This window comes from Actinomycetota bacterium (assembly GCA_040757835.1).
GTDB lineage: Bacteria > Actinomycetota > Geothermincolia > Geothermincolales > RBG-13-55-18 > SURF-21.
On sequence record JBFLWJ010000016.1, the window covers coordinates 14,466 to 23,940 of the forward strand.

Below are 9,475 nucleotides of genomic sequence, written 5' to 3' on the forward strand. Positions count from 1 at the left end.
GCCCAGATGGAGAAGTAGTGGTCGTTGGCAGTGTTATCTCAAGGGCAAAAGAAACCTGGGATTTGCGCGTACGCTGCGACCGACCTGGTAGTTCTCGGGCCAGGAGCAGCGAAGACACCCTTCATCTCAGACCGACTCCCGGATCTCGGGAAAGTGGTTATATATAGGCGACACCCGAACCGAGTTCTCGATTCAGCTCTGATATGCACGGCTCTTTGCTTGAGACGATCTGGGTAGGTGCGGACCACTATCGCAGATTTATCAGGCAACGGCTCATGGAAGCTTTGATGCCGGTGCGGAACCAACCGTCGCGCTTGGCCGCAAGGGTCCCCTCTATGTCGTTCCAGTATCCGGGGGTGACGGCGGGGCCCCTGATGGCAAGCTCTCCTTCGCCGCCACCCTTCACCGGCCTGCCTTCCTCGTCGAACACCCCGGCGCGGTTGGGCGGCAGTACCAGGCCCGGGCACCCCTCAGGCCAGGCGATAAAGGAGAGGGCCGGTTTGAGGGCGAGCACCGTCGCCCTCCCCCCCGCGTCGTATGCCTCGAGGAATGCGGCGGGCCGCCCCCGAGACAACCCCCGGAATGCCTCCGGCACATCGCGCGGCAGCGGTTCTCCCGCCGCAAGCCAGAGGCGTACGGAGGAGAGGTCGCGTTTGTCCGCTCCAGCCTGCAGCAGACCGGTATAGGTACCGGCCGCCGCCATGAACACCGCCGGTCTTTCCGCCTCCAGGGCGGTGAGGATGCCCGCGGGGCCGGGCGACGGGACGAAGCGCATGCGCAACCCCATACACAACCCCAGCGCGGCTGCGCTGAAACCGCCGGTGGTATCCAGGCCCGCGGCATGGAGGCAGAGGTCTCCCGGCCGTGGCGGCATCATCGGCATCACCTTGAGCTGTTGGCCCAGCAGCCCCTGGTTGGTGGCCATGACCGCTTTGAGCGAACCCTCGCCCAGCTCCTTGTAGAACAGGCCCACCACGTTGCTCGGTTTGAGGGTGTAGGGGAGGAAGAACCCGGAGGAGACTTGCATGGCCTCGTCCAGGGAAGGTACCCGGTCGGGCGCACCGGAGCGTGGACCCGAGGCCATGATGCGTTCGACCCCCGGCGTATTACCAATAAGCTCAGGACGCTCCGTGAGGATCCTTCCCTCCACCACGGCCAGGGTCGCTCCGCAGCCTTCAGCGCGGCCTCGTATCTCGCCGGCAGGCAGGGTGGAGTCCAGGGGAACCACAATGCCCCCTGCCTTGATCGTAGCGGCGGCCAGGAGCATGAACTCGCCTCTGTTGGGGGTGAGGATGAGAACCCGCTCCCCTTTCTTGAGGTCCAGGTCGCGGATGAAGGCCTCCGCCGCCAGGTTGGTGAAGCGCAGGCAGTCGCCGCTGTTGAGCACGGCGTGGGGGAAAAGCCTGTAGCCGAGGGGCTCCGCCAGGTCCAGGACCTCGCGGTCGCCGTACATAACGGCCAGGTTCTCGAAGAGGTTGGCCATGGTCAGCAGGCGCCGCACGGCCAGCCGGGTTCTCTGCAACATACCCGCTATTCTCACGCGCGCCGTATTTGCGTGTCAATCACACGAAGCGCGGCCTCCGCATGCATCACCAGAGCCGGGGGCCCTTCGTCTTGCCCTTCAGGTTCTCCCCGAGCTGCGCGGGGTCGAGGAAGAGATCCACATAGCCGCACTGCAAGCAGACCTGCGCCTTGCCGATGGGCGTGGTCGCAGATTTCGGGTCTTGATGGTCTGGACTTGTAGAGGAAGTAGCCGCGCGAGCAGCTGGCCCCCCGCCATCCATGGCCCCGTTACACTTCGGACATGTCCCATTGCCCATTGCCCAATCCTTCCTCTCGAGCGAGCTCCGCCAGGTCACCCTCCGCGATGCCAGTGCGCTTAACCAAATTTCAATATCACCTTTTTTATCGTGGAGGAAAACCCCACGACCCACGTATGCATCAAAGCAATCACATGGGGAATAATATGATGCAGAGTCCACGACCCGAATTAGAGGAGGTATCGGCGATGCGTTCCATGCTGGAAGGGATAAGGGTCATAGACTTCACCAACACCGTGGCCGGGCCGGGGTGCACCTTCTTCCTAGCGGACATGGGGGCGGAGGTGATCAAGGTGGAACGGCCGGGGCTGGGTGACGAGGCGCGCCTCTTCCCGCCTTATAAGGACGGCTTCTCGGCTTCTTTCGCCGTGCTCAACCGCGGCAAACGCGGCGTGGTCCTGGACCTCAAGGACCCGCGTGCCGTGGAGATATTCAAGGAACTGGTGGCCGCATCGGACGTGCTGGTGGAGAATTACCGCCCCGGCGTGATGAAGAAGCTGGGCCTGGACTATGAAGCCCTCAAGCAGGTCAACCTGAAGCTGGTGATGTGCTCTATCTCGGGATACGGGCAGTACGGCCCTCTCTCGGATCTTCCCGCCTATGACGCAGTGATCCAGGCCATGAGCGGGTTGATGTCCACCACCGGCTATCCCGACGGGCCTCCCACCCGGGCGGGGACGCTCATCGTGGATATCTCCGCCGCCTTCTTCGCTGCCTACGGCATCTGCGCCGCCCTCTTCGCGCGCGAGCGCAGCGGAGAGGGGGACTACCTGGACGTCTCCATGTACGACGTGGCCATCAACCTGCTGGAGGCCAAGTTCGTCGACTATACCGTCACCGGCAACATCCCCCAGCGCACCGGCAACCGCTACCCCTACGTCACCCCTTTCGATGCCTTCGCCACCCGGGACGGCTACGTAATGCTCATCTGCATCGGGGACCAGCCCTTCCACAACTTGTGCAACGCCATGGGCAAGCCGGAACTGGCGGAGGACGAGCGTTTCAAGGACCTCATGGCCCGCAACGCCAACGAGGCCGAGCTGAAGAAGATCATCGAGGAGTGGGCCTCCGGCCTCAGTGACGCAGAGATATGGGATCTGCTGCGGGAGCACGGCGTCCCGGGGTCGCCCGTGAACAACGTCAAAACGGTGGTCGAGCACCCCCATACCGCGGCGCGGGGGATGCTGGTGGACCTGGAGCAGCCGGGCGTTGGGACCATACCCATCTTCGGTTCGGCCATGAAGGCCCTGGGCAGCGAGATCAGGCCCCGTGGCCCCGCCCCCTCCCCGGGACAGGACAACCGCTGGCTGCTGGAGGCGGTGCTCGGCAAGGACGCCGCGCAGGTGGAGGAGGTCCTCTCCTCCGGCATCATGGGTTAATGGGGTCAGGTCTTGGATCTTGGATTTTCGAGTGAGGATGCCGCTTCCATAATCGCTATACGATAAGGGTATGTTTGCCATTTTATACCATTACATACCAGGGTATCCAAAATCTAAGACCTGACCTCTGATACGGAGGTATGTCATGCAGAGGCTGGTTTTCTGCGGCGACGACATCGTGCGGGTGGAGCTTCCCGAGCATACCCGGGTTATCGAGGCGCCGCCTCCCGTAGCTCCCCTGGTGGACTACCAGGGCGCGGTGAGGGCGTCGCTGCGTGACCCCCTGGGCTGCTCACCCCTGGCGGAACTGGTGGGCCCGGAGTCCCGGGTGACCATCGCCTTCGACGACCCCTGCCTTCCCCTCCCACCCGTGCTGCGCGACCCGCGCGGGCTGGCAGTGGAGGCGGTGCTGGAGGAACTCTTCGCCCTGGGGGTGAAAAGGGAGCGGGTATCCCTTATCTGCGCCGTGGGGCTGCACCGCAAGTGGACGGAGCGTGAACTCAGGCACGTGCTCGGCAGGCGGGTGTGGGCGGTGATGGGGCCGTCGCATATCGCCAACCACGACGCCGAGGATCCGGTGGGCGCCGTGGACCTGGGAAGCACCGCGGAGGGATACCCGGTGGAGGTAAACCGCGCCCTGCTGGAGTCGAACCTCACCATCTACGTCAACGTCAACTGGACGAGCATGAACGGAGGCTGGAAGAGCTACATGGTGGGGTTGGGCACCTACCGCTCGATACGCCCCCACCACAACGCCTCCGTGCTCATAGACGGCGGCACCATCATGGACCCGGGGAGCCACTTCCACGATATCCTGCGCGCACAGGGAAGATACCTGGCTCGGCATGCGAAGGTGATGAGCGTAGAGACGGTGCTCAACAACCGGGTGTGGCCTGGCCCCCTCGACTCCTACCTCTCCCTGAAGAGGAACGGGGTGCCGCTCCCCTTCAAGCTGTCCCGTCACTTCCCGCAGGCGGTGAAGTCCGCCGTCTCCTCCGCCCTGCGGAGCGCCTACGCGCCCATGGCCGTCCACGCCGGCGACCCGGAAGCGGTGCACGATAAAACCCTGGAAGCGCTTTTCCGGCAGCAGAACGTGCGCGTGGAGGGCCAGAGCGACGCCCTCTTCCTGGCCCTGCCCAACATCTGCCCCTATGCTGCCTTCTCGCGCATGAACCCCCTGCTGGCCATGAACTCCGCCCTTGGTTACGTCTTCAACCTGCACATGCGCAAGCCGGTGGTGCGCAAGGGAGGGGTGCTGGTGCTCATGCAGCCCTTCCTCCCCGGTTTCCACCAGCGCCACCACCTCCCCTACATCGAGTTCTACGAGAAGGTACTGGCCGAGACCCGCGACTCGCGGGAGATGGAGGTCCGCTTCGAGGAGGACTTCGCCGACCGCAAAGAGTACATCGAGGCATACCGCCACCACCACGCCTACCACGGCGTGCACCCCTTCTACGTCTGGTACTGGGGCGGCCTGGCCATGGAGCACCTGGAGCGGGTCATCGTGGTGGGGGCGAAGAAACGCGAGGTGGTGGAACACCTCGGTTTCGAGGCCGCAGATTCGTTGCCGCAAGCGTGGCACATGGCGGCTGAGACCCTGGGGGACGGCTACTCCATCACCCACCTCTCGGTCCCGCCCATCTTCGCCACCGACGTGGTCTCAGCCCGATTCGCTTTGGAGGAAGCCGTAAGGTAGGACGGGACTCCATCGATCGAGGACTGGGGCGTCCCTCGTCGCGATCACTCAAAGAACGTGGAATAGATGATCAGGAAGATGATAAGCCACATCAGGCCTATAGCTACCCCTGCGGCGATACGGACCGGCCGTGAATACTGCTTCCGTTCATGATAATCTTTGCCACTCAACAGGTCCTGCGGGACGATGACCCTACCTCCCCTGACCACTTCACCCGTTACGTTGATCCCGCCTTTCAAGTGTTGAACAAGGATCCCACTGTGAACACCGGCCCCCAGGGGAATCCCCACCACCCCAACAGAAGAGAGATCAGCGAATACCTCATGCCATTCAGGATACCGCTCCTCCCGGCGCGAACGAAAAAGACCGGCGAAACCCTCCTGAACGTCACGATAAGCAGGGAACAGCAGTACTGGAAGACCACGAACTTGCCGCCTTGCTTCAATTCCTGTCTCAGCTGGCCTTCGGAGATCCCTTCGATCCCGACCACGCCCGGGATCCTAATGAGGGCTTTGTCTTCTCTGAACTCAGGCATTGGAGCATATGCACCGTCCTCTCTGCCCGTGTCCGGTGGCACCGGTATACGCTGATGCTTCAGGCTCGTTTTGGCGGTGGCTTCATCCCCGCTGCCGGCAGAGGGCACACTTGCGCCGAAAGGCTGATAGCACAGGGAACAGAAGGAGGCGCCATCGGAATTCTCGGAACCGCATTTGGGACATAGCTGCATGTTTACCTCCATATACTCTCCCTGCACGAGATCATCCAATACTAGGATGGAACGACAGGCGATGCAAGCTTGAGACTTTCTCCGTAAACCGACATTGCGTCGAATAATGTTCGCATGGTAATATCCTTGCATCAAACCGAGGCTGTGTCGGAAAACAGGGGGAGTCGCCATGATCATCAGGCACAAAGGACGCGGCAAGAGGAGTTTCGACTTTATACTCAGCCAGTATAAACACAAGGACTTCGTGTTCAAACTCACCAATTATCCTATCCTCAAGCAACTGGGCCACCGTGCGATGAACTCGGATAATACAACCCTCACTTACATACCGGTGTATGAGAACATGGAACTGCCCACCGGGGCCGCCGCCCCGACCTCGATAATCGAGCATTTCATCCGCAACGCGAGCCACCGCCTCATCCTGTCGCGCTGTCCCTGCCGCAGCGGCAATGACTGCCAGGACTTCGATCCCTCCTTCGGCTGTACCTTCCTGGGCCCGGCGGTGCAATACGTCAATCCCGAGGTCGGGCGCCTGGTGAGCATGGAGGAAGCCCTGGAGCACCTGCACCAGGCAACGGAGGCGGGCCTCGTCTCCTGCGTGGGAAAGTTCAAGGGTGACGCCATCATGCTCGGCGTACAGAGGGACCACCACGACCTCATGACCATCTGCCACTGCTGCCCGTGCTGCTGTATCTCCACCAGCATACCACTAGCGTCTCGCGAGGCGCGCGACATCTTGGTGAAGATGGAAGGTCTTTCCATCACCGTAGATGAGGAGAAATGCAACGGCTGCGGCAAGTGCGTGAAGGCGTGCATCTTCAAGCAGATGGAGCTGGTGAACAAGAAGGCGGTCATCGGCGAGGAGTGCAAGGGCTGCGGCCGCTGCGCCATGGTCTGCAAGCAGGAGGCCATCAGCATCCGCATCGACGACCCGAGCTTCATCGACGCCTGCATCGAGCGCATCAGCACCAAGGTGAACATCGGCTCCTGAGGGCGAGAAAGCGCTTGATGCCCCGCAGGAACGGGGAGACTAAAACATTTAAAGGGCAGGCAGAATCGCCATCTGCTTTACAGAATAAATATTATCGGCATAGCTTGCTTTGCTGGGAATATTATGATAAATGGCTTTCAGCCGCATTGAGTGGATGAGATTTGCGCGGGTCCGCCTGGTGGCAGAAATTCCTGCAGATTCACCGATGTCTCTGGCCCTTGCCAGGCTCGCCTGCGGATCCGGCGCCGGCCTCACTTGCGAAAAGTGGACACCCGATTTCGGCGAAAAGGCGACAATCTAAGTCGTCGCTCTCTACCGCCACCTGTAGGATTTTGTATAGAGGGTCTCCCCCGCCGGTGAGATCTCAGCGCCCCTCCCCTATCGCTGGCGCTGAAAAATGCCCCGGGCAAAACCCCTTACCCGGCTGGAATCGGCCCTTAGAAGGCCTCTCAGAGCGCCGGATTTTGGCCCTTTGGGGCAAGAGCAGCTGGGGCCCGGATTTCGGTGTTTTTTCCCCTGTTTATGTATCCCCTCTTATCCTGCCAGCGGAAAGAGCCACGCTTTTCGCCGACTGGTTCCCCTCCCCCGCCGGCATGAGTAAGTCGCCCCCGCGGGGGCTCCCCTCTGGCAGCCGGGCCTTGCGGACCCGGATCTCCCCCATGCGGCCGCGGCCGCGCGCTCAATTTCAATACAAAAAGAGTCCGGAAGAGCCCCCTGTAGTATTTTCTTAACTTAAACCCTCAATTTGCGCCTGGCCGTGGCAGGCGTTTATGCAGGATATAAAAGTGATGTCATGAAAAGGTAGCCTCCCGTGCTACTCTCTTTCTGTCGGGAAGGAGCGTAGCAGTGAAAGGAGGCTGATTCCCATGCTACACGCGGGGATGGACATGCACAAGCGATTCTCGGTAGTGACTGTTGTAGATGATGATGGCAAGGAAGTGGTCGCGGGGCGAAAGTTAGAGAACCAGGAGGAAGAGCACCTGGCCTTCTTCAAGGGATTGGGCGAAGAAGCAAGGGTGGTGCTTGAGGCGGGGCAAAACTGGATGTGGATGTGCGACCTCTTAGATGACTGCGGGATAGAGAACATCCTCTGCCACCCCTTGAAGACCAAGGCCATCGCCACCGCCAAGATAAAGACGGACAAGCTGGACTCACGTATACTCTCCCAGCTCCTGCGGGCAGACTTCATCCCCCAATCCTACAAGCCGCAGGCGCAGATTAGGGACTTGAGGGAACTCATGCGTTACCGCGCCTTCCTGGTGCGGGAGAGGACCAAGACCAAGAACGCCGTCCACGCCCTGCTCATCAGAGGCAACATCCAGCACCCATACAGCGATCTCTTCGGCCGGGCCGGGCTCGCCTACCTTGAGGGTCTTGAGCTCCTGCCGCAGAAGAGGTTCCTGCTGGACGGATATCTCAGGGTGCTCGCAGACCTCACGCGGGAGATATCCCGGGCGGATAAGAGGATCTCGGGGGAGTACAAGGCCTCGGGTGAGGCGAGGTTGCTCGCGACCATGCCCGGGGTGGGCTCCCTGCTCTCCCTCTTCATCCTCTCCGAGATCGGGGATATATCGAGGTTTCATAGTGCGAAGCAGCTATCCTCGCACGCCGGGCTGGTGCCCTCCACTAGTCAGTCGGGGGGGACGGTACGGCATGGCAGGATAACCAGGCAGGGCTCCCCCTGGCTCCGCTGGGCCCTGGTGGAGGCCGCCATCCATGCCTCTCGCTACCCGGGCCCCTTGCGGGACCACTACCTCCGGCTGCAGCGAAGGAATGGGAACAAGATAGCCCGGGTGGCGGTGGCGAGGAAGATGTCCACCTACGTGTTCCACATGCTCACCGAGGGCAAGACCTACGAGGAGGTAATCTCTCATCTAAAGAGCGATCTGGGGTGAGCCCGTAAAATAGGCTGGGCATTGTAAAAGCCCGTAATTGTGTGATTGAGCAGCTCCGGTTCGCATAGACATAATGTGCTTGAAAGCACGGATAGATGCATGAACTGTATTCGCTCAAATGACAGGAGAGAATTCTCCGAGCAAGAAGAAAGAGGTGGCTTGACGGCGGCTACCTTTTCATAGATGCATGAACTGTATTCGCTCAAATGACAGGAGAGAATTCTCCGAGCAAGAAGAAAGAGGTGGCTTGACGGCGGCTACCTTTTCATAGATGCCTATTTTGAAGGCAGTTTAGAAAAGAGGCGGTTTTCTGGAACTGGCAATCGTAAGGAGCGAGCTGTATTACTAAAGCTAGCAGGAAACGGCTCCCTCCCTTTTCAGACCCATTTTTGCCTGGTTCGTTCGGGATCATTGCCGGATACGTTTACCTTATCTGGTGCTGCCCTTTTCTCCGGCTTCTTGCTCGGGGAAGGATAATCGGTAGGTCTTTGGTTTCTAGCTTTCGATACTACCGCAGATTTCCCGGCCTTGCTCTTTCCCTTGCCTGTCAACCTGGAGATGAGATATACGGCAAGGAGGATAATCAGTACTACCCCGACTATTCCTCCTGCGGCCTGTCCGAACTCATAAGCGTCCACGCAGCCTCCCTCTCCCAAACGTTTTATTCGCTAATTGAACAGCTCTTTGTGAGATTATGCACAATCGATCAAGAAATCAGCAGCTATTTGACGGCTGACCATCATATCTCAATCTATTTGTATACAGCTTTCTCTAACCATGAAATAAGACTTTCTAAAGTATCTCTCTCTTCGATTGTCAAGTTAGCGTTTGGACTCTCCCTTATCCTAACTAGTGCATCAATCAGCCGCCACCAGTCATCTGTTAAGCCCGTCAACATCGGCCACCCTTGGCGTAAATATCTTAAGGACACCTCAGAATCTCTCTTGCTCCATGATTCAGTCAAAGT

General features: G+C 59.9%; 7 protein-coding genes. 4 read left to right on the forward strand and 3 right to left on the reverse strand.

Features of this window, described 5'->3' with window-relative positions:
* Positions 1-247 precede the first annotated feature (247 nt).
* Entirely contained in the window at positions 248-1,525 is a 1,278-nt protein-coding gene (locus AB1384_12095) for an AMP-binding protein (protein ID MEW6555014.1), read from the reverse strand.
* Between the two features lie 483 nt (positions 1,526-2,008).
* On the opposite strand from AB1384_12095, the gene AB1384_12100 reads away from it, so the two are divergent.
* Both AB1384_12100 and AB1384_12105 read left to right on the forward strand, forming a co-directional pair.
* A complete protein-coding gene (locus tag AB1384_12100; protein MEW6555015.1) occupies positions 2,009-3,199 on the forward strand; it encodes a CoA transferase in 1,191 nt (396 codons plus the stop codon).
* Positions 3,200-3,344: 145 nt separating this feature from the next.
* The gene (locus AB1384_12105; GenBank protein MEW6555016.1) at positions 3,345-4,895 is read left to right on the forward strand and encodes a lactate racemase domain-containing protein; all 1,551 of its coding nucleotides are present in this window, start codon (positions 3,345-3,347) and stop codon (positions 4,893-4,895) included.
* A gap of 235 nt (positions 4,896-5,130) precedes the next feature.
* Here the strand turns inward: AB1384_12105 and AB1384_12110 are convergent, their stop codons facing one another.
* On the reverse strand, positions 5,131-5,634 hold the full coding sequence (locus tag AB1384_12110) for a zinc-ribbon domain-containing protein (GenBank protein ID MEW6555017.1): 504 nt from the start codon (positions 5,632-5,634) through the stop codon (positions 5,131-5,133).
* Between the two features lie 157 nt (positions 5,635-5,791).
* Between AB1384_12110 and AB1384_12115 the strand changes: the two genes are divergently transcribed.
* Both AB1384_12115 and AB1384_12120 read left to right on the forward strand, forming a co-directional pair.
* On the forward strand, positions 5,792-6,613 hold the full coding sequence (locus tag AB1384_12115) for a 4Fe-4S binding protein (protein MEW6555018.1): 822 nt from the start codon (positions 5,792-5,794) through the stop codon (positions 6,611-6,613).
* 866 nt (positions 6,614-7,479) lie between these two features.
* Complete coding sequence (locus tag AB1384_12120; protein ID MEW6555019.1) at positions 7,480-8,508, forward strand: IS110 family transposase; 1,029 nt, start codon at positions 7,480-7,482, stop codon at positions 8,506-8,508.
* A 377-nt stretch (positions 8,509-8,885) separates the two neighbouring features.
* Here AB1384_12120 and AB1384_12125 read toward each other — a convergent pair whose 3' ends face one another.
* Complete coding sequence (locus AB1384_12125) at positions 8,886-9,146, reverse strand: hypothetical protein (protein ID MEW6555020.1); 261 nt, start codon at positions 9,144-9,146, stop codon at positions 8,886-8,888.
* Between the last annotated feature and the right edge of the window lie 329 nt (positions 9,147-9,475).